19 protein-coding genes are annotated in these 25,205 nt (G+C 58.3%); 15 read left to right on the top strand and 4 right to left on the bottom strand.

The genetic code is table 11. The annotated features are described in order from the left end of the window. Nucleotides 1–115: 115 nt before the first annotated feature. The 12 genes from gyrA (at nt 116) to H9C73_RS07080 (ending at nt 13,473) form a co-directional block, all read left to right on the top strand. The gene (gene gyrA, locus H9C73_RS07025; RefSeq protein WP_209287099.1) at nt 116–2,740 is read left to right on the top strand and encodes a DNA gyrase subunit A; all 2,625 of its coding nucleotides are present in this window, start codon (nt 116–118) and stop codon (nt 2,738–2,740) included. A gap of 19 nt (nt 2,741–2,759) precedes the next feature. After that, entirely contained in the window at nt 2,760–3,842 is a 1,083-nt protein-coding gene (gene serC, locus H9C73_RS07030) for a 3-phosphoserine/phosphohydroxythreonine transaminase (protein ID WP_209287100.1), read from the top strand. Between the two features lies 1 nt (nt 3,843). Next, nucleotides 3,844–4,734, top strand: a complete 891-nt coding sequence (pheA, locus tag H9C73_RS07035) for a chorismate mutase (RefSeq protein WP_209287101.1) — start codon at nt 3,844–3,846, stop codon at nt 4,732–4,734. 20 nt (nt 4,735–4,754) lie between these two features. Then, the gene (gene hisC / locus H9C73_RS07040; RefSeq protein WP_209287102.1) at nt 4,755–5,858 is read left to right on the top strand and encodes a histidinol-phosphate transaminase; all 1,104 of its coding nucleotides are present in this window, start codon (nt 4,755–4,757) and stop codon (nt 5,856–5,858) included. Then, a complete protein-coding gene (locus H9C73_RS07045) occupies nt 5,852–8,089 on the top strand; it encodes a bifunctional prephenate dehydrogenase/3-phosphoshikimate 1-carboxyvinyltransferase (protein WP_209287103.1) in 2,238 nt (745 codons plus the stop codon). The genes hisC and H9C73_RS07045 overlap by 7 nt, the downstream gene beginning before the upstream one ends. Continuing rightward, a complete protein-coding gene (cmk, locus tag H9C73_RS07050; protein WP_209287104.1) occupies nt 8,089–8,781 on the top strand; it encodes a (d)CMP kinase in 693 nt (230 codons plus the stop codon). Before H9C73_RS07045 ends, cmk begins: the two co-directional genes overlap by 1 nt. 28 nt (nt 8,782–8,809) lie before the next feature. Beyond that, a complete protein-coding gene (gene rpsA / locus H9C73_RS07055) occupies nt 8,810–10,486 on the top strand; it encodes a 30S ribosomal protein S1 (protein ID WP_209287105.1) in 1,677 nt (558 codons plus the stop codon). Nucleotides 10,487–10,552: 66 nt separating this feature from the next. Further along, on the top strand, nt 10,553–10,849 hold the full coding sequence (ihfB, locus tag H9C73_RS07060; RefSeq protein WP_209287106.1) for an integration host factor subunit beta: 297 nt from the start codon (nt 10,553–10,555) through the stop codon (nt 10,847–10,849). Between the two features lie 36 nt (nt 10,850–10,885). Beyond that, nucleotides 10,886–11,191, top strand: a complete 306-nt coding sequence (locus H9C73_RS07065; protein WP_209287107.1) for a LapA family protein — start codon at nt 10,886–10,888, stop codon at nt 11,189–11,191. Nucleotide 11,192: 1 nt separating this feature from the next. Then, on the top strand, nt 11,193–12,383 hold the full coding sequence (gene lapB / locus H9C73_RS07070) for a lipopolysaccharide assembly protein LapB (protein ID WP_209287108.1): 1,191 nt from the start codon (nt 11,193–11,195) through the stop codon (nt 12,381–12,383). 10 nt (nt 12,384–12,393) lie between these two features. After that, on the top strand, nt 12,394–13,110 hold the full coding sequence (gene pyrF / locus H9C73_RS07075) for an orotidine-5'-phosphate decarboxylase (protein WP_209287109.1): 717 nt from the start codon (nt 12,394–12,396) through the stop codon (nt 13,108–13,110). A gap of 87 nt (nt 13,111–13,197) precedes the next feature. Beyond that, nucleotides 13,198–13,473, top strand: coding sequence for a ComEA family DNA-binding protein (locus tag H9C73_RS07080; RefSeq protein WP_209287110.1), 276 nt, complete (start codon nt 13,198–13,200; stop codon nt 13,471–13,473). A gap of 55 nt (nt 13,474–13,528) precedes the next feature. On the opposite strand, the gene H9C73_RS07085 is transcribed toward H9C73_RS07080, so the two are convergent. The 3 genes from H9C73_RS07085 to H9C73_RS07095 are packed head-to-tail and all read right to left on the bottom strand — an operon-like array spanning nt 13,529 to nt 17,830. Further along, nucleotides 13,529–14,431 (bottom strand): AEC family transporter, encoded by a 903-nt coding sequence (locus tag H9C73_RS07085; RefSeq protein WP_209287111.1) that lies wholly within the window; start codon nt 14,429–14,431, stop codon nt 13,529–13,531. A 52-nt stretch (nt 14,432–14,483) separates the two neighbouring features. Beyond that, nucleotides 14,484–14,972 (bottom strand): universal stress protein, encoded by a 489-nt coding sequence (locus H9C73_RS07090; RefSeq protein WP_209287112.1) that lies wholly within the window; start codon nt 14,970–14,972, stop codon nt 14,484–14,486. 8 nt (nt 14,973–14,980) lie between these two features. Continuing rightward, a complete protein-coding gene (locus H9C73_RS07095) occupies nt 14,981–17,830 on the bottom strand; it encodes an FAD-binding and (Fe-S)-binding domain-containing protein (RefSeq protein ID WP_209287113.1) in 2,850 nt (949 codons plus the stop codon). A gap of 154 nt (nt 17,831–17,984) precedes the next feature. Between H9C73_RS07095 and pdhR the strand changes: the two genes are divergently transcribed. The 3 genes from pdhR to aceF all read left to right on the top strand — a co-directional run bounded on the left by pdhR (nt 17,985) and on the right by aceF (nt 23,645). Next, on the top strand, nt 17,985–18,746 hold the full coding sequence (gene pdhR / locus H9C73_RS07100) for a pyruvate dehydrogenase complex transcriptional repressor PdhR (protein ID WP_209287114.1): 762 nt from the start codon (nt 17,985–17,987) through the stop codon (nt 18,744–18,746). 231 nt (nt 18,747–18,977) lie between these two features. Beyond that, a complete protein-coding gene (gene aceE, locus H9C73_RS07105) occupies nt 18,978–21,626 on the top strand; it encodes a pyruvate dehydrogenase (acetyl-transferring), homodimeric type (protein ID WP_209287121.1) in 2,649 nt (882 codons plus the stop codon). A gap of 48 nt (nt 21,627–21,674) precedes the next feature. Then, nucleotides 21,675–23,645 carry a dihydrolipoyllysine-residue acetyltransferase gene (aceF, locus tag H9C73_RS07110; protein ID WP_209287115.1) on the top strand — a complete coding sequence of 657 codons (1,971 nt, stop codon included), beginning with the start codon at nt 21,675–21,677 and terminating at the stop codon, nt 23,643–23,645. Between the two features lie 101 nt (nt 23,646–23,746). On the opposite strand, the gene H9C73_RS07115 is transcribed toward aceF, so the two are convergent. Then, entirely contained in the window at nt 23,747–25,039 is a 1,293-nt protein-coding gene (locus tag H9C73_RS07115) for an NCS2 family permease (protein WP_209287116.1), read from the bottom strand. Nucleotides 25,040–25,205 lie beyond the last annotated feature (166 nt).

A 25,205-nucleotide genomic window follows, 5' to 3' on the forward strand; every position in this document is an offset into this window, starting at 1 on the left:
GTACTTCTTGTCAGTCCAGGAGAGGCAGAATTGATCTCTGCTGTGGTATACTTCCGCAGTTTACAGGCGCGCCATCAGGGCGTGCTCGGGTACCGGATCAAGGAAAGCTGTGCGAATGGGTGATTTAGCCAAAGAAGTTCTGCCAGTCAACATTGAAGACGAGCTGAAACAGTCCTATCTCGATTACGCCATGAGCGTAATTGTCGGCCGAGCTCTGCCGGATGTGCGTGACGGCCTCAAACCGGTTCATCGTCGTGTTCTTTTTGCGATGAACGAACTCAACAACGACTGGAACAAGCCGTACAAGAAGTCGGCGCGTGTGGTCGGTGACGTCATCGGTAAATACCACCCGCATGGTGACAGTGCGGTGTACGACACCATTGTGCGTATGGCCCAGGATTTCTCCATGCGCTATATGCTGGTGGATGGCCAGGGTAACTTCGGTTCAGTGGACGGGGATTCCGCCGCGGCCATGCGTTACACCGAAATTCGCATGGCCAAGATCTCGCATCAGCTGCTGGCCGACCTGGACAAGGAAACGGTGGACTTCGTCGATAACTACGACGGCACCGAGAAAATTCCCGAAGTTCTCCCCACCCGCGTACCCAACCTGCTGGTCAACGGCTCTGCCGGTATTGCGGTGGGTATGGCGACCAACATTCCGCCCCATAATTTGGGCGAAGTGGTCAAGGGCTGTATTGCGTTGATCGATAATCCGGATATCAGCATCGATGAGCTGATGGAGTCGATCCCGGGCCCCGATTTTCCGACCGGCGGCATCATTAATGGCCGTGCCGGTATCCTGCAGGCGTACCGTACCGGCCGTGGCCGTATTTACGTGCGTGCCCGTCACCACATCGAAGACCACCCGAAGAACGGTCGCCCGATGCTGGTGATCACCGAAATTCCCTACCAGCTCAACAAGGCGCGTCTGATCGAGAAGATCGCCGACCTGGTCAAGGAAAAGAAAATCGAAGGCATCAGCGAGCTGCGTGACGAGTCCGATAAGGACGGCATGCGTATCGTGATCGAGCTTCGCCGCGGCGAAGTACCGGAAGTGATCATCAACAACCTCTTTGCCCAGACTCAGCTGCAGAGTGTCTTTGGGATCAACATGGTGGCGCTGGTGGATGGCCAGCCCAAGGTGCTGGATCTCAAGTCTGTACTGGAGTGCTTTGTTCGTCATCGCCGTGAAGTGGTGACTCGCCGTACCATTTTCGAGCTGCGCAAGGCGCGTGAGCGCGGGCACGTGCTGGAAGGTCTGGCGATCGCGCTGGCCAATATTGATCCGGTGATCGAGCTTATCAAGCAGTCGCCCACACCTGCGGAAGCCAAGGAACGCCTGATCGAGACAGCCTGGGTGCCGGGTAACGTCACCGACATGCTGGAGCGTGCCGGTGAAACAGCATGCCGTCCGGAAGATCTGGAACCTCAGTATGGTCTGCGTGAAGGGCGCTATTACCTGTCCCCGGTTCAGGCTCAGGCGATCCTGGATCTGCGCCTGCACCGACTGACCGGCCTGGAACATGAAAAACTGATCGGTGAATACCGTGAACTGCTGGAGAAGATCGCAGAATTGCTGCACATCCTGGGCTCCTACGAGCGCCTGATGGAAGTGATTCGCGAAGAGCTGGAAACGCTGGTTGACGAGTATGCAGATGAGCGCCGGACCGAGATTCAGGCGTCCATGCAGGATCTGACCGTTGCCGACCTGATCAATGAAGAAGACATGGTCGTGACGATCTCTCACGCCGGTTATGCCAAGACCCAGCCGCTGACCGACTATCAGGCCCAGCGCCGTGGCGGCAAGGGCAAATCGGCCACAGCGATGAAAGATGAAGACTTCATCGAACACCTGCTGATCGCCAACACCCACGATACGGTGCTCTGCTTTACCAACCTGGGCAAGGTGTACTGGCTGAAGGTATACGAGATTCCGCCCGCATCGCGCGCCTCTCGCGGACGTCCGGTGGTGAACATTCTGCCGCTGGCCGAAGATGAGTGGATCAGCACGATTCTGCCGGTGCAGGAGTTCGACCCCGAGCGCTTCATCTTTATGGCAACCGCCAACGGTACCGTGAAGAAAACGCCGCTGGATGCGTTCTCGCGCCCACGAAGTACGGGTCTGATTGCTCTGGATATCGTCGAAGGCGACCGCCTGATTGGTGCAGCGCTGACCAGCGGGGAAGATGACGTAATGCTGGTAACCAGTGCCGGCAAGGCGATCCGCTTCAACGAGAGCGACGTGCGTGCCATGGGCCGTACCGCCCGGGGTGTCCGCGGCGTGAGAATGGACGATGACGTGCGCGTGATCTCGCTGATGGTGCCTCAGGCAGGTGGCGAGGTGCTGACCGCCTCCGAGAACGGCTACGGCAAGAAAACCCCTGTGGATGAATTCCCGCTGCGTGGTCGTGGTGGCCAGGGTGTTATCGCCATGCAGTGTACGGAGCGTAATGGCCAGCTGGCGGGGGCCGTTCAGGTATTTGATGGCGACGATGTCATGCTGATCAGCAACCGGGGCACGCTGGTGCGTACCCGCAGTGGCGAAATCTCCAGTCTGGGACGTAACACTCAGGGTGTGATGCTGATTCGTCTGGCCGAGGAAGAGGCGCTGGTCGGCATTGCGCGCATCGAAGAGCCGGAAGAAACCGACGATGAAGAAGGTGTCGAGGCTGAAGCCACCGCGGATGCTGTAGAACACACTGAGGCGGCACCTGATGCCGACGCTACTGACGCGTGAATGTGGAACACAAAACGATATGACACGTAAATTCAATTTCAGTGCCGGTCCCGCGGCACTGCCGGAAGCGGTTCTCAAACAGGCGCAGGCGGAACTGCTTGACTGGCATGGTGAAGGCCTTTCCATCATGGAAATGAGCCATCGCAGTGCCGAATACATTGGTGTTGCGGCCCAGGCCGAGCAGGACCTGCGTGAGCTGATGCAGATCCCGGACAACTACAAGGTGCTGTTTCTGCAGGGCGGGGCAACGGCGCAGTTTGCCATGGTGCCGATGAACCTGCTGCGAGGCGCCACGTCTGCCGACTACATCAACACCGGTGTCTGGTCCGGGAAGGCGATCAAGGAAGCTCAGCGTTACACCCAGGTGAATATCGCGGCTTCCACGGAAGGCAACAGCTTTACGTCTGCTCCGGCGCAGTCGGAACTGGTGCTGAATCCGGAGGCGGCCTACCTGCACTACACCACCAACGAAACCATCGGCGGTGTCGAGTTCGACTACATTCCGGACGCCGGCGATGTACCTCTGGTGGCCGACATGTCCTCCGACATTCTGTCGGCGCCGGTGGACGTGAGCCGTTTTGGTCTGATTTACGCGGGGGCTCAGAAAAATATCGGCCCGGCCGGCCTGACTGTCGTGATCGTGCGTGAAGACCTGATCGGAAGCACGCTGGCAGGCACTCCCACCATGTACGACTACAAGGTGCATGCGGACGCTGACTCCATGAACAACACGCCGCCCACCTTTGGCTGGTATCTGGCCGGGCTGGTGTTCCAGTGGCTCAAGCAACAGGGCGGCCTTGAGGCGATTGCGGCACAGAACCGTCGCAAGGCGGGCAAACTCTATGCGGCCATCGATGGCAGCGACTTCTATGCCAACCCGGTAGCCGTGGCCAATCGTTCAATCATGAATGTGCCCTTCACGCTGGCCGACAGCCGCCTGGACGCGCGCTTCCTGGAACTGGCGGAAGCCGAGGGGCTGCTGAACCTGAAGGGCCACCGTTCGGTTGGCGGCATGCGCGCCAGCATCTATAACGCGGTGCCTGAGGCGGCCGTGGATGCCTTGATTGACTTCATGCAGCGCTTCGAGAAAGAGCAGGCGTGAGATGAGTGATCTGGATAAAGCGGCCGCGCTCGAGCAGGAAGCCGAGCTGAAAGTCCTGCGTGACCGTATCGACAGCGTCGACCGTCATATTCATCAGCTGCTGAATGACCGGGCCCGGTTGGCGCAGCAGGTGGCTGAGGTCAAGGAGCGCTATCGTGCGGCGGATGAAACGCCCGTGTTTTATCGACCCGAACGTGAAGCCCAGGTCTTGCGTGCGGTCATGGCCCGCAATGAGGGACCGCTGGAGAATGAAACGGTCGCACGGCTGTTTCGTGAAATCATGTCGGTATGTCTCGCTCTGGAAGAGCCACTGGAAGTGGTCTTTCTTGGGCCGGAAGGCACCTTTACCCAGCAGGCCGCACAGAAACACTTTGGTCAGGCGGCGCATTGCCGCGCACTGACCAGCCTGGAGGCTGTGTTCGAGTCAGTGCAAACCGGCGAGTCGCACTATGCCGTTGTACCGATCGAGGTGGAGGATGCAGGCCTGATTCGGCATACACTGGACCTGTTCCGCCGCTTTGACCTGTTCATCTGTGGTGAGGTTGAACTGGCGCCTGAAGTGGCGGCAAGTGCGACAGCACGTTGCCCCCGTTACCTGGTGGTGGGCCGTGAGGCGATCGGCGCCAGCGGCGAAGACAAGACATCACTGTTGCTTGAGTGTCGTGATGAAGCGGGCGCACTGCATGAGCTGCTGGCACCTTTCCACCGCCGCCGGATCAGTCTGACACGCCTTGAGACACGCAGCAGCGGCGAGCATGACTGGCAGACCCTGTTCTATATCGACTTTGAAGGACATGCCTCGGAGTCCGGCGTGCGCGAGCTGCTGGATGAGCTCGATACTCTGGACATCAAGGTCAAGTTTTTGGGGTCTTACCCCAAAGCGGTACTCTGAAAGCCAAAAAGGATGTGCACATGTCATGTGATTTGATGGCCCTCGCAACCACAGGGGTGCAGAGCCTGCACCCGTATGAGGCCGGTAAGCCGATTGAAGAGCTTGAGCGTGAACTGGGCATCAGCAATATCATCAAGCTGGCCAGTAACGAGAATCCTCTGGGGCCCAGCAGTAAAGTGCTGGCGGCGATTGAGGGCGTACTGGCAGACACGACACGGTATCCCGACAGTAACGGCTTTCGCCTGAAAAAAGCACTGCATCGCCACTATGGGCTTGATTCGCACCAGATCACGCTGGGCAACGGCTCCAATGATGTCCTGGAACTGATTGCGCGGGCATTTCTCAACCCGGGCGACGAAGTGGTGTTTTCCGAATATGCCTTTGCGGTGTACCCCATCGTGACCCAGGCCTGCAGCGCCAGGGCTGTGGTGGCGCCCGCACATGAATATGGCCATAACCTGCAGGCAATGTCGGAAGCGATCAGCGACCGCACGCGCCTGATCTTCATTGCCAACCCGAACAACCCCACGGGTACGGCCCTCAAGCATGATGAACTGGTCGCCTTTCTGAACGCCGTGCCCGAGCATGTGATCGTGGTACTGGACGAAGCCTATACCGAGTATGTCGAGGACGAGGACTTCCCGGATGGGCTCGAACTGTTGCCGCACTATCCGAATCTGATCGTCACCCGGACGTTTTCCAAGGCCTGGGGCCTTGCGGGGCTGCGGGTCGGGTTTGCAGCGGCCTGTGCCGATATCACCGACCTGCTCAACCGGGTACGTCAGCCGTTTAATGTCTCGCATGTGGCGCTGGCCGCCGCGGAAGCGGTACTGGATGATCAGTCCTACCTCCAGCGCAGTGTCGAGTTGAATCGGACCGGGCTGGAGCAACTGGAAGCAGGGCTGAAGGCGCAAGGAATCGGCTACATTCCCGGCTTTGGCAACTTCATCACGGCTGATATGGCGCGTCCGGCACAGCCGGTGTTTGAGGCGCTTTTGCGAGAAGGCGTGATCGTTCGCCCGCTGGCGGGTTACGGCATGCCATCCCATTTGCGGATCAGCGTCGGCTTGCCAGAAGAAAATGACCGCTTCCTGCGTGCGCTCAAGCAGGTGCTGGCGTGCTGAGATATTCCCCTGAATCGCGTTACCGCCTTGAGCGCGTTCTGATTATCGGGCTTGGCTTGATTGGTGGTTCGTTGGCCAAGGCACTCAAGACGCGCTCATGCGTGGGCGAAGTTGTGGGGGCAGACCGCAATCTGGATGAGTGTCGGCTGGGGCTGGATCTGGGCATCATTGATCGGATCGCAGAAGACCTGCCGGCCGAAGTGGCACGGGCAGACCTGATTGTGCTGGCCGTGCCGGTGAAGGCGATGGAAAAGGTGCTGGCCGAAATCCAGCCTCATCTGCGGCTGCAGACGCTGGTCACGGACGTGGGCAGCACCAAAACCAACCTGGTCTGCGCAGCAAGACAGCTTTTTGGTCATCTGCCGCCCACCTTCATACCCGGTCACCCGATTGCCGGTGCCGAAAAGAGCGGTGTGCGCGCCTCCGATGCCGACCTGTTTGAGCGGCACAAGGTGATTCTCACGCCACTGCCTGAAACCGACCCGGATGCCACGCTGGAACTGGCCCGCTTGTGGCAGGCGGTGGGTGCCGAAGTGCTGCAGATGGAAGTGGAGCGGCACGACGAGGTGCTCGCGGCGACCAGCCATCTGCCACACCTCCTGGCGTTCTCTCTGGTCGATACCCTGGCGCGGGAAGAAGAAAATCTGGATATCTTCCGTTATGCCGCCGGAGGGTTTCGTGACTTTACCCGCATCGCGGCCAGTGATCCGACCATGTGGCATGACATCTGCGTGGCCAACCGTGATGCAATTCTGGCTCAAATAGACCGCTATACCCGCGGCGTGGACCGCCTGCGTGCTGCAGTTGAAGGCAGCGACAGCGAAACGCTGTTGGGTATTTTTACCCGTGCCAAGGCTGCACGCGACCACTTTACCCGTTTGCTCAACAAGTCGTCCTATTCATCGAATGATCACACTGAGGGTGTAACCTTGCGCGCCCAGGTGGCTGATCAGGTTGATGGCACCATCACCCTTCCGGGTGATAAATCCATATCCCAGCGGGCGATCATTCTGGCCTCGCTGGCAGATGGTGTAACGGATATTTCGGGTTTTCTGGAAAACGAGGACAGCCTGGCGACCTTGCAGGCCCTGCGTGACATGGGGGTTGTAATTGAGGGACCGCACCAGGGGCAGGTCAGGGTGTTTGGCGTAGGACTGCACGGGCTCAAGCCACCGCCCGGCCCTCTGTATCTGGGACACTCGGCTACCGCCATGCGCCTGTTGGCGGGGGTGCTGGCAGCGCAGCCCTTCGATACGGAGCTGTTTGGTGACGAAGCACTGAGCCGACGCAACATGACACGTGTCACCGACCCCCTGAATGCCATGGGGGCGCGGATTGAAACCAGTCCGAGTGGCGGGGCGCCGCTGCGTATCAAGGGTGGGCAGACACTGATCGGCATCGACTACACCCTGCCCATGCCCAGCGCGCAGGTCAAATCGGCCCTGCTGCTGGCAGGTCTGTGGGCAGAAGGCGAAACCCGCATCCATGAACCTGTGGTAACCCGCAACCATACCGAGCAGATGTTGGCGGCCTTTGGTGCGGATGTTGAATGTAAGGGACAAGCGGTTCGTGTGCGGGCGGGGAATCGCCTGCAGGCAACGCCGCTTGCGGTGCCCAGGGATGTGTCCTGGGCTGCCATGATGGCTATCGCCGTGTCCGGGTGCAGTGTCGGTCAGTTGGTGCTGGAACGGGTGGGGGTTAATCCAACCCGGTCTGGCGCTCTGGATGTACTGCGCCAGATGGGGCTCGATATCGAAGCGCACCAGTGCGGAACTCAGGCGGGAGAGCCGGTGGCGGAGCTGCGTATCAAGGCCGGTGCAGCACTGAAAGCGGTCAACGTTGGGCCACAGGTGCTGTCACGTGCCATGGATGAGCTGCCGCTTTTGCTGGTGGCAGCAGCACATGCCGAGGGCACCAGTTGCTTCAACGGGCTAAAGGCACTCAGGCACAAGGAAGAAGACCCGGTGGGTCGAACCCTTGATCTGCTGCGGGCCTTGGACGTTGAGGTACAGGAACAGGACGAGCAGGTGATGATTACCGGACGCCGGGGCAGAGGGGGCGAAGTAACCGCCTCGGGCTCGCTGCGCGTCGGCATGGCAGCGCTGGCAGCGGCCTTATGTGCAGAGGATCCGCTGTCAATTCAAGCGTGTGGACAGATACTGAGTGTCTGTCCCGATTTAATAGAACAAGCACAACGAGCAGGGTTGAACGTACATAAGGAGGAGGGCTGATGTCCACCGGTGAGAACATGGCTGCGGTGATAACAGTCGATGGCCCGAGCGGGTCAGGAAAAGGAACCATTTGTCAGTTGCTCGCGCGCGAGCTTGACTGGCACCTGCTGGACAGTGGTGCGCTGTACCGATTGACCGCCCTGGCGGCCCGTCATCACGGGGTAGAGCTGGATGATGTGGAAGCACTGGAGGTGCTGGCGGCACATCTGGATGTACGCTTCAAACCGCGCAAGGATGGCGAGACACAGATCATCCTTGAGGGCGAGGAAGTGACTCATGCCATCCGTAATGAGCGTGTGGGTGAGGATGCGTCCGTCATTGCTGCGCTGGCGCCGGTAAGAAGCGCCTTGTTGAGCCGGCAGCGTGACTTTGCCGGTGAGCCGGGGCTTGTAGCGGATGGTCGTGACATGGGGACCGTCGTCTTCCCCGAAGCAGAGCTGAAGATCTATCTGGATGCCAGCGCGGAAGAGCGTGCACAGCGGCGCTATAAGCAGTTGATTAGCAAGGACCCCGGTGCTAGCCTTGATGATATATTGAACGATATAAAGGCACGTGACGCGCGTGACATGAATCGCGCCGTCGCACCACTCAAACCAGCGCCGGATGCTGTGAGGCTCGACACCACCTCGATGACCATCGACGAAGTGTTGCAGTCTGTCCTGGATGAAGCCAGACACAGAGGGCTGCGCTGATGTAGCCAAACCTGGGGAAGGATCGGTAATGAGCGAAAGTTTTGCGGAGCTGTTCGAAGAGAGTTTAAAAGAGCTTGATATGGCGCCGGGGTCGATTGTTACCGGCACCGTAGTGGCGATTGACAATGATTACGTCATCGTCAACGCCGGGCTCAAGTCGGAAGGCGTGATTCCGCTCGACCAGTTCCGTGATGAACAGGGAGAGTGCTCACTTCAGGTGGGCGATGAGGTGCGTGTCGCTCTTGAGTCACTGGAAGACGGCTTTGGCTCTACGGTACTTTCCCGTGAGCGTGCCAAGCGTATTGAAGCCTGGTCCGTACTCGAGGAAGCCTACGAAAAGGGCGAAACCGTCACCGGCCACATCATCGGTCGCGTGCGGGGTGGCCTGACCATCAATGTACAGGGGCTCAATGCCTTCCTGCCGGGTTCTCTGGTCGATATTCGTCCTCTGCGTGATACCTCCCACCTTGAAGGTCAGGAGCTGGAGTTCCGAATCGTCAAGCTCGATGCCCGCAGCAACAATCTGGTGGTGTCGCGTCGTGCCGTACTCGAGGAAGCCTACAGCAAGGAACGAGAGAAACTGCTCGAGAAAATGGAAGAGGGCCTGGTGGTCAAGGGTGTGGTGAAAAACCTCACCGACTACGGTGCCTTCATCGATCTTGGCGGTATCGACGGCCTGCTGCACATCACTGATATTGCATGGCGCCGCGTCAAGCACCCGAGTGAAGTGCTCAGCGTGGGTGATGAGATCGACGTCAAGGTGCTCAAATACGATGCCGAGCGCAAGCGTGTTTCTCTGGGTCTGAAGCAGTTGCAGGAAGATCCCTGGACCAAGATGATCGGCGAATACAACGTCGGCAGCAAGGTACAGGCCAAAGTGACCAACCTGACCGACTACGGCTGTTTTGCCGAGATAGCTCCGGGCGTGGAAGGGCTGGTACACGTGTCCGAAATGGACTGGACCAACAAGAATATTCACCCTTCCAAGGTGGTTCAGGTTGGCGATGAAATCGAAGTGATGATTCTGGACATCGACCAGCAGCGTCGCCGCATCTCACTGGGTATCAAACAGTGCCGTACCAACCCCTGGGAAGCCTTTGCCAGCACCCATAGCAAGGGTGACCGGGTCAGCGGCAAGGTCCGTTCAATTACCGATTTTGGCGTGTTTATCGGCCTGGAAGGCGGCATCGACGGGCTGGTTCACCTCTCGGATCTCTCCTGGGAGTTGCCCGGAGAAGAGGCCATGAAGGCTTACAACAAGGGTGACGAAGTGGAAGCGCTGGTGCTCTCGGTTGACCCCGAGCGTGAGCGCATCGCACTGGGCATTAAACAGCTGGATTCCGATCCCTTCGCACAGTTTGCGTCTGAGCACCCCAAAGGCAGTGTCGTTACGGGCACGATCAAGGAAGTGACACCGCGTCAGGCGGTGGTTGAGCTGGCGGAAGGCATTGACGGTGTACTCAAGGTTGCCGAGCTGTCGCATGAACATACAGACGACTTGACCACCGAGCTGAAGGAAGGGGAAAGTCTGGAAGCGGCGGTACAGAATATCGATCGCCGCAACCGTGCGGTCAACCTGTCCGTGCGTCAGATGGAGCGGGAGCAGACACGGCAGGCCATGGAGTCTGTGCGTGAAGCGGATTCAGTGGCTCCCACCACCATCGGAGACCTGATCAAGCAGCAGATGAAAAAGCAGGACTCCTGAGCATTTGCCTGCCTTTATGGCCTCCAGCCAAAAGGCTGGCGGCCTCTGGTCGAAACCGGAGGTGTTATGACCAAGTCGGAGTTGATCGAACGTTTAATCGACAGCCACCCCGAATTGTCTGTAAAAGACGTGGAGTTGGCGGTTAAAACCATGCTGGATCACATGACGGATGCGCTTTCATCCGGTGAACGAATCGAGATCAGGGGCTTTGGCAGTTTTTCCCTGCATTATCGTGCACCCCGGATGGGGCGTAATCCGAAAACGGGAGAAGCGGTACCGCTGGCAGCCAAATACGTGCCTCACTTCAAGCCCGGCAAGGAGCTTCGTGACCAGGTTAATGACGGGCTCAAGGAAGGGTTTTAGTGTGGCGTCGATATCGAAGCTTAGAGGACAAATGCATTGAACTGGTTGAAAAACCTTATTCTGGTCGTACTGGGGCTGTGTCTGATAGGCATCGGCGTACTGTTCACTATCCATAACACGACACCTGTCAGCATTGATCTTGTCTTTTTGACCTTGCCTGAGGCCAGCCTTTCGCTTTGGCTCATCGCGGTTTTTGTGCTTGGCAGTGTGTGTGGCATGTTGCTGAGCGGGTTTGCCGTGCTGGGGCTCAAAACGCGACTGCGCTCCGCCCGTCGCAAGGAAAGCACCTACCGCAAGGAGCTGGACAAGTTGCGAACGGCGGGGCTGAAAGACAGCCACTGAGATGTCTGTCGACTACCTCATGATCGTGCCACTGTTTCTGGCAGTGGCCGCCGGCTGGTGGCTGGGTCGTAGCCAGTCCAACGCATCATCCCGCACCGATGCTCTGAACGAGCAACGCCTTTCGCGCGAGTACTTTGTTGGTCTGGACCACCTGATCAACGAAGAGACGGACGAAGCGATCGAAAGCTTCATCCGCGCGCTGGAAATCAATTCCGATACAATCCCGGCCCATTTGGCATTGGCCAAGCTGTTTCGTCGCAAGGGCGAAATTGATCGCGCGGTCGGGATTCATCAGCGCCTTCTGGCGCGCCCTGATCTCAGTAATACCGACTTTATTCGGATTCAAACCGCGCTGGCGAGAGACTACCAGGCGCTGGGGCTTTTGGATCGTGCTGAAAACCTGCTCCGTGATATCATGCGCCAGCGCTCGGAAGGGGAAGCTGCCGAGCGGGCGCACTATATGCTGATCAAGCTCTATGAGCAGGAGCAGGAGTGGGCCTCGGCGCTTGAGGTGGCGTCTCAACTCAAGCAGCAGGCATCAACGGCTGTGCGAGCTGAACTGGCGCACTACTGCTGTGAACTGGCATTGGCAAGCCGTAAAAAGGGTGATCTGGACGCTGCTCAGCGTTTTCTGCGCGATGCCACAGTCCAGGATCCTGACTGTTGCCGAATCAGTCTGATTCGTGCCGAGCTGTTCATGGAACAGCAGCAATGGCGCAAGGCCGCCAGAGCGCTGCAAAAGGTGCTGCAGCAGGATGCCCGCTTTGTACCCGAAACCATCGCGCCGCTGGAGCAGTGTTATGCCGCCATGGATAAACGGGACGAACTGGAGAAGTACCTGCGAACCTGTCTGGATCAGGCACCGTCTGCCACCGTTATTATTGCGTTGGCCGAGTGTATCAACAGGCGCAAGGACGTTCTGGCAGCCGGTCAGTTTTTAACGGATGAGCTGCGCAAGCGCCCTTCGGTGAAAGGGTTCAACCGGCTGATTGATCTGCATATCGAGTATGGCTCCGATAGTGCCCGCCAGAGCCTGACGGTGCTGAGAGGGCTGACAGGGCAGCTAGAACAAAGCAAACCCAGATATCAATGTGGCCACTGTGGCTTTTCGGGTCGCCTGTTGCACTGGCAATGTCCGTCCTGCCGGCAATGGGGATCAACCGGCCCGATTCAGGGGCTTGAAGGTGAGTAAGAGAGACAAGATGACAACTGACGATAAACGCATAATCGTGGCCCTGGACTATCCGGACTCCGAGCAGGCATTGCAAATGGCGCGGTTACTTGATCCGGCACTGTGCCGTGTCAAGGTAGGCAAGGAGCTGTTTACCCGCTGCGGCCCGGCGATTGTTGAAGCCCTGCATACACTGGGGTTTGACGTATTTCTGGACCTGAAATTCCACGACATCCCCAACACGACGGCCCGGGCGGTGCGTGCGGCAGCAGAGCTGGGCGTGTGGATGGTCAATGTGCATGCGTCCGGGGGCAGCCGCATGATGTCGGCGGCTCGTGAGCAGCTGGAACAGGTGCAGGGCAACCGTACCTTGCTGATTGCCGTGACGGTTCTGACCAGCATGCAGCGAGAAGATCTGGCTGAAATCGGCCTGGATGTAGATCCTATGGAGCAGGTCGTGCGGCTGGCGCGTTTGACTGAATCCGCGGGGCTGGACGGGGTGGTCTGTTCAGCGCAGGAAGTGGCTGCCATTCGTGAAGCGGTTCAGCGTGACTTTGCGCTGGTGACACCGGGGATTCGACCCGCCGACAGTGCGAAGGGCGACCAGCAGCGGGTCATGACACCGGAGCAGGCCATACACACCGGCAGTGACTATCTGGTGATCGGGCGACCCATCACGCAATCCGAGGTGCCTGCAGAGGCCGCCGCACGCATACATCAGCAGGTCCAGACAGCACTGGGCCGTTGAGGGTTGTGTTCCTCACACCCAGCGTTTAAGCTGGCTTGAGCCGATCGGGATGGTCGGCTCTTTCACTTTGATCAAAAGGAACTTGTTATGCTGAAGAAGCTTATCAGCGCTGCCGTTCTGGCGGGCGCATGTCTTTTCGCTCCTCTTTCCCTTGCCGCTGAGCCGGTGAATATCAATCAGGCATCCGCACAGCAAATCGCCACGGCATTGAATGGTGTCGGGCCTGCCAAGGCGGCGGCCATTGTGCAGTACCGCGAAACCAACGGTCCCTTTGTGTCGGTGGAACAGCTGACGGATGTCAAAGGTATTGGGCCCGCGACGCTGGGCAAAAACCGCGAGCTGATCCAGATCGACGCTGAGTAAGGGCATCTGCGCCGGGCTTTGCGGAGCCCGGCGCTGCCTGGTTCAATGACAGGGTTCAACCAAACTGAAGCGCGAAAGCAAGCACCAGAGGAATGATCAATAGGCTCCCCATGTTGCCGAGCAGCACAATGGATGCCACCTGCTGCGGCTCCTGGTTGTAACGTTCGGCCATCATATAGTTCAGAACAGCAGGCGGCAGGGCGCCAAACATGAGCAGGTAGCCAAATTGCAGGGGTTCAAGCTGCAGAATCGGCTGCAGTGACAGCGCAATCACCAGGCCGCTGGCCGGTGCCATGATCGCGCCCCACACGCCCAGACGCCAGTTTGAAAAATCGACACTGGTCATGCGCACGCCCAGTGCGAACAGCATCAGCGGGATGGCAATCTGCCCCAGCATGTCGATTGGAATCTGGACGACTTCCGGCAATGTCCAGTTGAAGGTGCTGAAGCAGAGCCCGGCAATGGTCGCGATAATCATCGGCATGCGCAGCACATTGAACGGGTTGGTTCGGTGGTCCAGCAGGTAGATCCCAACGGTAAAATGCAGCAGGTTTTCGACCAGAAACAGTACAACGGCAGCAGGTAGCGCCGCCTCGCCAAAGGCCAGTACCAGCAGTGGAATGCCCAGGTTGCCACTGTTGTTGAACATCATGGGCGGCAGGAAGGTTTTCGGGTGCACCTTCAGAATTCGACACAGCGGCCAGAGCAGCAGCCCGGACCCCAGCACAATGATCAGGGCTCCGATGGCAAGCGTTGAATAGGTGGGCAGGTCAAACGACTTGGCCGACATGACCGAAAAAATCAGTGCCGGACAAAACACATCAATATTGATGCGGTTGGCGATCCCCATATCGGTGTGGCGCGCACGGGCGTAGAAAAAGCCCACGCCAACGATCGCGACCAGTGGAAATACGGTCTGAAAGATGCGCTCCATCAGCGCCATGGCGGTTGTTTCCATGGAATGTCCTTGCAGGCTGAGCGGGAGCGCTATCGATCAGTGGGCACTCCTGTCAGAGGTATTGTTTTCCGGTTGGAACGACATAGACCGGCACGGTCGCATGTCGAATCACCTGGCTGGCGGTGTGGCCGTGGTGTCCGAACCGGTTTTCAGCGCCCATGATAATAACATCTGCGCCGATCTTTTCAGCCTGATCAAGAATCGTGTCAGCATAAGGGCCTTCTGCCACGTGCGGTTCCACTTCCAGCGGACCGGCATCCGGCAGAGCTTCGAGCTCATCATGCATGAACGCCTCGACACGCTGACGCATTTTGTCCAGAACCTGCTGAATACCCTCGTCATGCATGCGCTTGACCAGGTCTTCCGGCAGGTAGCTGCTGATCAGTGCGTGGCCCATTTCACCCACGGGTTCGACCACATGAAGCATGTGAATGCGCGCGCCGCTCTGGCGTGCGAGCTGTACCGCGTGCCTGAACACCGGGCGTGAGTGTTCGTTGAGGGACGTGGTGTACAAAATGGTTTTAATGTCGGGCAGTGCCATGTGACCTCCTACAGGGAGCGTGGTTGAGAACATTGATCAAGCAGATACACCACGGATCGGTATTCCAGCCCACTATGGTGGGAGAGGCCGATTTCGCAGGTTCGGCTGGTTGAATACCCGCTGTCGCAGTGCTGCACGCTGTCTTTCAGTGTGCGCAGGGCAGATGCATTCAGCTCCGGTGTTGAGAACCCCTTGTCGCCGGCAAATCCGCAACAGGTGATCTGGTCGGGAATCACGACTTCGGTGCTGCATGCCGACAGGATGCGCTTGAGCGGTTCGGCCAGCCCCTGACGCTGAGTGCTGCAGGTCACATGCAGGGCGACCGGCTTGTCGACAGGGGTGATATCCAAACGCGGTAACACGAACTGATCCAGAAACTCGATGCTGTCATAGAGTTTCAGCTCGGGCGCGATCCCTTCCTGCAGCCTCAAACTACAGGGGCTGGTGTCAGAATAGACCGGAATCCGGCCTTTTTCCGTTACTTCCATCAACTGCGCACTCAACTCTCGGCGCTTGCGATCCGCGGCATCAAACATGCCCTTGGACTGGAACGGCATGCCACAGCACAGGCCCTCGAGTGCGTTGGGAAGCAGGACCTCATAACCGGCTTTTTCCAGCAACCGGATGGTCTTGTCTGCCAGTGACTCGGAGTCCTCTGCCCCTCGCATGGGGCCCATGGTACGGCTGGCGCAGCTGGGCAGGTAAACCACCTTGTCGCGTGGAGCGGTGTCGGCTGCGTGGTCAATGAGCTTGATACGGCTGGCGGCGGTGGGCATGGCGGGGGTCCACTGCTGCACACGGTTGCCGCTCAGGCGTCTGACACTCCGGGTGACAGTCTGCATGCGCTGGCTGCCCAGCAGGCCGTGGGTTTTGTCAGCCAATGAAAAAACGCCACGGCTGACCTTCATCAGTCCGCCATAATGCTCGGCGGCCCAGTTGGCCAGGTTTTCCCGTTCCTCATTGGCGTGGTGCCGAATCTCCCGTGTGAGGTCGCCGGTATTGATGCCGACGGGGCAGCTGGTCGAGCAGAGCCCGCAGGCCGCACAGGTTTCATCGCCCTGGTAGCTGTAATCGCGGCGCAACTGTTGCAGCCGTGCCGGATCTTCTCCCTGATCCTCCAGCCGCTTGATCTCGCGCCAGATGACAATACGCTGGCGAGGCGTCAGCGTCAGGTCGCGAGAGGGACAGACCGGCTCACAGAAGCCACACTCGATGCACTTGTCGACCAGCGGATTGGCAGGCGGCAAGGGCTTGAGGTTCTTGAGATGAACCTTGGCATCGCTGTTCAGAATCACGCCCGGATTGAAAATGCCGGTGGGGTCCAGTAACGCCTTGAGCTGTTGCATCAGCTGATAGGCTTCCTGGCCCCATTCGAGTTCGACGTAGGGCGCCATGTTACGGCCGGTACCATGCTCGGCCTTGAGTGAACCCGCATAGCGGTTTACCACAAGTTCGGCCACGTCATCCATCAACCCCTCGTAACGGCGCAGGGCTTCTTCGCTGTCGAAAGACTGGGTAAAAACAAAGTGCAGATTGCCCTCGAGAGCATGACCAAAGATCAGTGCCTCAGGGTAATCCCAGCGCTGAAACAGCTGGTGCAGATCCGCGACCGCATCGGCCAGCCGCTCCACCGGGAAGGCAACATCCTCAATGATTACGGTGGTGCCGGTTTCGCGGACGGCGCCAACGGCCGGGAAGAGTCCCTTGCGAATGGCCCAGTAGCGTGCACATTCATCCGGGTCGGTACTGAAGCGGATCGGCTGACTGGTCTCCAGGTGTTCGATGCTGCGGCTAATGGTTTCAATCTGTTGCTGCAGTTGATCGGCACTTTCGGCCCGCGTTTCGACCAGCAGTGCCGCTGCGTCATCCGGCAGATGGCGGATGAACTCGGGCATGCCGGGCTTGTTTTCGATGGATCTCAGGCCGGCACGATCCATGAGTTCAACGGCCGCGACCGGTGTCGGTTTCAGTAATGCGACGGCTTCGCAGGTGGTGCGCACGCTGTCAAAGAAGACCAGCGCTGAGGCCTTGTGTGGGTGCTCCGGTACGGTGTTGTAGGTGATGTTGGAAATGAAACCAAGCGTGCCTTCGGAGCCGATCATCAAGTGCTGAAGTATGTCGACGGGGTCTTCAAAGTCGACCAGTGCATTGAGTGCATATCCGGTGGTGTTCTTGAGGCGGTACTTGTGCTCGATTTTTTCACGCAGGGCCGCATTGGACCGGGTGAGCTCACCCAGTGACGCCAGGGTGTCCAGCAGGCTCGGGTGCTGTTGCCGGAATTGCTCAATCGAAGCCGTATCCCCGGTGTCCAGCACGGAGCCGTCAGAGAGGACCATGCGCATGGCGTTCAGGGTGCGATAACTGTTCTGGGCGGTGCCACAGCACATGCCGCTGGCGTTATTGGCCGCAATACCGCCGATCTTGGCGGCATTGATGGACGCGGGATCAGGGCCGATCTTGCGGTTGAACGGGGCCAGGTAGCGATTGGCATGTGCGCCCACAACGCCCGGCTGCAAGCGGATGGTGCTGGTGTCTTCACTGATTGTGTAGTCTTTCCAGCCGTCACCGAGCTGAACCAGCACGGCATCGGTAATGGCCTGACCGGACAGGCTGGTACCGGCGGCGCGAAAGGTCAGCGGGGTGCCCTGTTCGTTGGCAAGCTTGATCAGGCGGACGACTTCAAGCTCGCTCTCGACACGTACCACCAGTTGTGGAATCAAGCGGTAAAAGCTGGCATCGGTCCCGTACGCCAGTGTGCGCAAGGGGTCGGTTATGAGGCGTGATTCGGGTATGAACGTCTTGAGCTGGTCGTACAGGGCCTGGAACTCAGGCTTCAGAGAAGTATCAATATTGGTCATACCAATTATCCAAGCTTGTTTTTGCAACTCTAGTCCTCAACAGTAATGGTTGTCAATCGGTTTATTTATGATCAATATACAGGGAAGTATTGTTTAATTGGTTTTACCAATTTAGTCTTTTGAGGTTTCCACTATCCAGAGGTCTCGCTCCAGTATGGTCTACAAACGTGTCAAACAACCGAAAATATCGGATGTCATCATGCAGCAACTGGAAACCATGATTCTGGAGGGGACGCTGAAGCCCGGGCAGAAGCTGCCGCCTGAGCGTGAGTTGGCCATCCAGTTCGAGGTGTCACGGCCTTCGCTGCGTGAGGCGGTACAGAAACTGGCCGCCAGAGGGCTGCTTGAAAGCCGGCAGGGTGGAGGTACGTTCGTATCGGAAGACCTGGGGGCAGGGCTGTCGGACCCGTTGCTGGAACTGTTCAAGACGCACCCGGAGTCGCAGTACGACCTGCTGGAGTTTCGCCATGCGCTGGAAGGGGTCAGTGCCTACTATGCTGCACTGAGATCCACGCCGGCTGACAAGGAAAGTATTCAGGCCTGCTACGACCAGCTGCAGCGTTACCACGACGAGAAAAGCTTTGACAAGGAAGTGGCGGCAGACGTGGAGTTTCACCTGGCGATTGCGGCCGCCACTCACAATGTGGTGCTGCTGCACATGATGCGTGCCCTGTTCACATTGCTGCGTCAGCATATCTGGGAAAACCTGGAGCAGATTTACCCCAAGCATGACATGCGCTCGCGCATTCATGAACAGCACCACCGCTTATTGCAGGCAATCCTGGCGGGGGACCCGGATGCTGCTCGACAGGCTGCGCATGCGCACCTGGCGTTTGTAGAAGATGCCCTGTTGCAACAGGGGCGAGAGAACACGCGCTTGGAAAGGGCGCTGAGGCGTTCTACGCTGAATACATGATCGGCGAAAAAGGCGTCAAAAAACTACAAAACGCCGACAAATGGCGGGGTTTAGTGTCGACAGTCAAACCGTAATATAGACATTAGTATAGTCTGTATGTAGTATCGCTACATACAAAATACCAAAAGAAACCGGGGCGGCAGCCAGTGGTCGGGTGTGTAATCCATGCCTGCACCGACCGATCCCGGACATCCACGCTTACAAGTGATCGGAGAAGGCAAAGTGCGAGACATGATTGAAGATATCGATCCAATCGAAACCCAAGAATGGATGGATGCGCTCGAATCCGTCGCCAAAAACGAGGGAGACGAGCGGGCACGCTACCTGCTGCGCGAACTCGGTGCCAGGGCGAATGAAATGGGTGTTGGCGCAGGCGCCACTTTGAATACCCCCTATGTGAATACCATTTCGCCCCGCGAAGAAGTGCGCATGCCGGGCGACCTCTTCATGGAGCGCCGCATTCGTTCCTTCATTCGCTGGAATGCCATGGCCATGGTCATGCGCGCCAACGACAATGAAGACGCACTGGGCGGTCACATCTCCAGCTTCTCTTCTTCTGCAACACTTTACGACATCGGCTTCAACTACTTCTTCCACGGTCCTGAAGGGGAGCGCGAATCCGATATGGTCTTTTTCCAGGGCCATATTTCCCCGGGGATCTACGCCCGCGCCTACCTGGAAGGTCGCCTGACCGAAGAGCAGCTCGACAACTTCCGTCGTGAGGTGGATGGCAACGGTCTGTCTTCCTACCCGCACCCCTGGCTGATGCCGGACTTCTGGCAGTTCCCGACCGTTTCCATGGGCTTGGGCCCGATTCAGGCGATCTATCAGGCGCACGTGATGCGCTACCTGTCAGCCCGTGATCTGGTAAAACGTGGCGAGCGCAAGGTATGGGCGTTCCTGGGTGATGGTGAGTGTGATGAGCCGGAAACGCTGGGTGCCATCTCTCTGGCCGGCCGTGAGCAGCTGGAAAACCTGATCTTCGTGATCAACTGTAACCTGCAGCGTCTGGATGGTCCGGTGCGCGGTAACGGCAAGATCGTTCAGGAGCTGGAAGGCATCTTCAAGGGCGCCGGCTGGAACGTGATCAAGGTGCTCTGGGGGCGTCACTGGGATCCGCTGTTTGAAAAAGATACTCAGGGCCTGCTGCGCAAGCGCATGGATGAAGTCTGTGACGGTGAGTTGCAGAACTACAAGGCCAATGGCGGTGCGTACACCCGTGAGCACTTCTTCGGCAAGTACCCGGAACTGGCCGAGCTGGTGAAGGATATGTCCGATGAAGAGATCATGAACCTGAACCGTGGTGGTCACGACCCCTACAAGGTGTATGCAGCCTACCACCAGGCGTTCCACCACAAGGGCCAGCCGACCGTCATTCTGGCTCAGACCGTGAAAGGCTATGGTACCGGCGACTCCGGTCAGGCCAAGAACGATACTCACTCGCTCAAGAAAGTAGCGATGGATGACCTGAAGGTCTTCCGTGACCGCTTCAACATTCCGCTGTCAGACGAACAGCTGAAGGAAGTGCCGTATTACCGCCCGTCTCCGGACTCTCCGGAGATGAAGTACATGTTTGAACGCCGCAAGCAGTTGGGTGGTTTCTACCCGGCGCGTCGTACCGAATTCGAGCAGTTGCAGATTCCCGAGCTGGATGCCTTCAAGGGGCAGCTCAAATCAAGCGGCGAACGCACGCTGTCAACGCAGATGGCGTTCAACCGTGTACTCAGCACGCTGGTGAAAGACAAGCAGATGGGCGAGCGGGTTGTCCCGATCGTTCCGGATGAGGCACGTACTTTCGGCATGGAGGGTATGTTCCGCCAGCTGAGTATCTATACCTCTGAAGGTCAGCGTTACGTGCCGCACGACTCCGATCAGATCATGTACTACAAGGAGTCCAAGAACGGTCAGATCCTGCAGGAAGGTATCAACGAAGCGGGCGCCATGTCGGCCTGGATTGCAGCCGCAACCTCCTATGCCAACAACGGCTGCACCATGGTGCCGTTCTACATCTTCTACTCCATGTTCGGCTTCCAGCGCATCATGGACCTGGCCTGGGCGGCCGGTGACTCCCAAGCGCGCGGTTTCCTGATCGGTGCAACCTCTGGCCGTACCACGCTGAACGGCGAAGGTCTCCAGCACCAGGATGGTCACAGCCACCTGATGGCGCAGATGATTCCGAACTGTGTGTCCTACGACCCGACCTACGGTTACGAGCTGGCGGTGATCGTTCAGGATGGCCTGCGTCGCATGTACCAGGAGCAGGAGAACAAGTTCTACTACATCACCACGCTGAACGAAAACTACCAGCATCCGGAGATGCCGCAGGGTGCCGAAGAAGGCATCATCAAGGGCATGTACCTGCTGGAAGAAGGCAAGGACTCTGACCTCAAGGTCCAGCTGATGGGCTGTGGTTCCATCCTGCGCGAAGTGCGTGAAGCGGCCAGCATCCTGCGTGAGGACTTCGGTGTGGAAGCGGATGTATGGAGCACCACCTCCATCAATGAGCTGCGCCGTGAAGCTCAGGAAGCAAGCCGCTGGAACCTGCTGCACCCTGAAGAAGAGGCGCGCGCCTCTTATGTGGAGCAGTGCCTGGAAGGTCACGATGGCCCGGTCATTGCATCTACTGACTATATCCGCATGTATGCCGATCAGTTGCGTGAGTTTATCCCGCGCCGCTACAAGGTGCTGGGCACGGACGGCTTCGGTCGCTCTGACAGCCGTGGCAAGTTGCGCGAGTTCTTTGAGGTGAACCGTTACTACGTAGTGGTTGCAGCTCTGAAAGCGCTGCAGGAAGAGGGCAAGCTGGAGGCTTCGGTTGTCGCCAAGGCCATTCAGACGTTCAACATCAACCCGGAAAAGCCGGCGCCCTGGACACTGTAAGTGGCAGGCGAGTGAACTTCTGACTGGTTATAAGCGAGAGGATTTATTGTGACTACGACTACCATTACAGTGCCTGATATCGGCGGTAGCGAAAACGTCGACATCATCGAAGTCTGCGTCAACGTGGGTGACAGCATTGAAGAGGGTGATTCCCTGATCGTACTGGAAACCGACAAGGCTTCGATGGAAGTACCGTCCACCCATGCGGGTGTGGTCAAGAATATCATCGTATCCGAAGGCGGTACCTGTAACGAAGGTGACGCCATTCTGGAGCTGGAAGTTGACGGTGCGGGTGATGCGCCTGCCGAGAAGCCGGCTGAAGCGCCGGCGCAGGAAGCCGAAAAACCGTCAGCCGCTCCGGCTGAGGCGGCCAGGCCTGAAGCGAGTGCGACCAGCGTTGAACAGGTGCTGGTACCCGATCTGTCCGGTGCCAATGATGTGGATGTCATTGAAGTGCTGGTGTCGGAAGGGGACGAAATCAGCGAAGGCGACAGCCTGATTACCCTCGAAACGGACAAGGCATCCATGGAAGTACCTGCGCCCAAGGGTGGCAAGGTTGTGTCCATGAAGATCAAGGAAGGCGATCAGGTCAATGAAGGTGACCTGCTGCTGGAACTTGAGGTCAGTGGAGGCAGTGCTGCTGCACCTGCGCCAGCTGCTAAGGAAGCTCCGGCTGAGTCGGCTTCCGCGAGCGAGGCACCGGCTGCCGCTGCGCCGGCCGCGTCCGGTGGTGTTGAGACTGTTACCGTGCCGGATCTGTCAGGCGCTACGGATGTCGATGTGATCGAGGTACTGGTTGCTGAAGGTGATGAGATTGCTGAAGGCGACGGTCTGATCACGCTCGAAACGGACAAGGCCTCCATGGAAGTACCTGCACCCAAGGGCGGCAAGGTTGTGTCCATGAAGATCAAGGAAGGCGATCAGGTCAACGAGGGCGATGTGGTGCTGGAGCTTGAGGTGGCGGGTGCGCCTGCCGCTGCTCCCGCTGCTGAAGCGCCCAAGCCGGCCGAGCCGGCGGCACCTGCTCCTGCAGCGGCGCAGACCAAGGCTGCCGCGCCTGCCGCTGAGCAGAATGTGGACCTGAATGCGCTGGAAAAGAAAAACCGCAATGTTCACGCGGGCCCGGCTGTTCGCGCGCTGGCGCGGGAGTTCGGTGTTGAGCTTGCCAACGTCAAGGGTACCGGCCGTAAGGGTCGTATCCTGAAAGAAGACGTTCAGGCCTATGTGAAGTCAGCGCTGAAACAGCTCACCGAGAAAGGTCCTGTTGCTGCAGCTTCCGGCAGCGGCATTCCGGCCATTCCGCCGGTGGACTTCAGCAAGTTCGGCGAAACCGAGATGGTCAAGCTGAGCAAGGTGGACAAGATCACCCGTGACAACATGTCCCGTTGCTGGCTCAACATCCCGCACGTCACTCAGTTCGACGAGGCCGACATCACCGAGCTGGAAGCTTTCCGCAAGGAGATGAAGGATGCTGCGGCGAAGGAAGGCGTCAAGCTGACACCGCTGCCGTTCATGATCAAGGCCGCCGCGATTGCGCTCAAGCGTCATCAGAAGTTCAATGCCTCTCTGCACCATGATGGCGAGCACATCGTGTACAAGAAGTACGTCAACATCGGCATCGCGGTGGATACACCGAATGGTCTAATGGTGCCGGTCATCAAGGACGCGGACAAGAAGAGTGTCTACGAGCTCTCTAACGAAGCGACCGAGCTGGCGGGCAAGGCCAAGGATCGCAAGCTGAAGCCGAATGAGATGCAGGGTGCCTGCTTCACGATCTCCAGCCTGGGCGGTATTGGTGGCACCGGCTTCACGCCGATTGTCAACGCACCTGAGGTTGCCATCCTGGGTGTGTCCAAGGCCGATATCAAGCCGCGCTGGAACGGCAAGGAGTTTGAGCCGCGCATGATGCTGCCGCTGTGCCTGTCCTATGACCACCGTGCCATCAATGGTGGTGATGCCGGGCGCTTCCTGACTGACCTGAACGGTCTGTTGAGCGATATCCGTCGCCTGCTGCTCTGATCGCAGCGTAAAGGCACTAAAAAGGGGTGTGACCTTCGGGTCACACCCCTTTTTTGATTGTGCTTGCTGCCGCCAGTGGCGGCAGAGCCGGTGTTAGGCAATCAGCCGTAGAATGCCATCTTGATCACGAACAGCACGGACAGAATCCAGAGTGCCGGGTTGAGCTGGTCAAAGCGACCACTCAAGGCCTTGATGGCGGTGTAGGAGATGATGCCGAATGCAATGCCGGTTGTGATCGAGAAGGTGAGCGGCATGCTGACCGTGGCGATCACGACCGGCGCGGCTTCGGTGATGTCTTCCCAGTCGATCTTGACCAGACTGTGGGTCATCAGGACGGCCACAAACAGCAGTGCAGGCGCCGTGGCGTAGGCCGGAATGGTGCCGGCCAGCGGTGACAGGAACAGGCTGGCCAGGAACAGCAGGCCTACCACTACGGCTGTCAGGCCGGTGCGACCGCCGGCAGCGATACCGGCGCCGGACTCGATGTAGCTGGTGGTGGTGGAAGTCCCCATAACGGAGCCGGCCATGGTGGCGGTGGAGTCGGCCATCAGGGCGCGGCCTAGGCGCGGCAGTTTGCCATCGGAGGTCAGCATTTTGCCTTTCTGGGCAACGGCGATGAGCGTACCGGAGGTGTCAAACAGGTCAACGAACAGGAATGAGAAAATCACGCTGATCAGACCGATGCTCAAGGCGCCGCCGATATCAAGCTGGCCCAGTGTCGGTGCCAGTGAAGGCGGTGCTGAAGCGATGCCGTTGAACTCGACCTGGCCAGCTGCGAGGCTGAGGAGCGTGATGGACAGAATGCCGATCATGACCGAGCCGGTGACACGACGGTAGTACAGGGTCGCAATAATGATAAAGCCCAGGCAGGCCATGATGGCGCCCCAGTTGCTCATATCACCAATCGTTACCAGTGTGGCGGGGTTGTCCGTCACGATGCCGGCGTTCTTCAGGCCAATGAAACCCAGAAACAGGCCGATACCGGCCCCGATGCCGCCTTTCAGGGACAGGGGGATGCTGTTGATGATCCATTCACGGATGCGAAAGATGGACAGCAGGAAGAAGCAGACACCAGAGATGAATACGGCGCCCAGTGCAGTTTCCCAGCTGTAGCCCATCTGGCCAACAACCGTGAAACTGAAGAAAGCGTTAAGCCCCATGCCGGGTGCCAGTGCGATCGGGTAGTTGGCCCAAAAGCCCATCACAAAACAGCCTACGGCGGCTGCCAGGCAGGTGGCGACAAAGACTGCGCCTGCATCCATGCCTGTGGAGGAGAGCATGGAGGGGTTAACGAAGATGATATAGGCCATTGTCAGGAAGGTTGTCAGTCCTGCAATGATCTCGGTTTTGAGGTTGGTTTGGTGCTCGGAGAGCTTGAAGAGCTTTTCCAGCATTGGTCTATTCCACTGAGTTGCACGAAAGGCAATATTCTACCTTAGTCTTGGCTTGGAACCAGTGGGAATAATGGAAAAGCGGGAAATGAAAGTGGTCGGGGTGACAGGATTTGAACCTACGACCCCTGCCTCCCGAAGACAGTGCTCTACCAGGCTGAGCTACACC

This window comes from Marinobacterium alkalitolerans (assembly GCF_017776525.1).
Classification (GTDB): Bacteria; Pseudomonadota; Gammaproteobacteria; order Pseudomonadales; family Balneatricaceae; genus Marinobacterium; species Marinobacterium alkalitolerans.